1 protein-coding gene is annotated in these 211 nt (G+C 75.8%); it reads right to left on the bottom strand.

The window, feature by feature from the left end; genetic code table 11:
* On the bottom strand, positions 1-211 hold a 211-nt coding region (locus G3I40_RS23895; protein WP_203644693.1), incomplete at both ends, for a ComEC/Rec2 family competence protein.

The raw sequence follows: 211 nt of genomic DNA, 5'->3' as shown, positions 1-211 counted from the left end.
GCTTGCGCGGCCGCAGCAGCTCCCAGCGCCTCGGCGAGCCGCGCCGGGACCCCGCGTGCGCGCAGCGCCGCTCCCCACCGCGGAGCCAGCGTCAACAGCGCCCCGGTCGCGAGCACGGACAGCAGGAATCCGTAACTCCGCGCCATCCAGGGGTCGTACAGGACCAGGAGCAGCACCGCCGTGGCCAGCGCCGGGATCAGGGACCTGCGGC

This window comes from Streptomyces sp. SID14478, from assembly GCF_010548525.1.
GTDB lineage: Bacteria > Actinomycetota > Actinomycetes > Streptomycetales > Streptomycetaceae > Streptomyces.
This window is presented reverse-complemented; position numbering and strand designations above follow the sequence as displayed.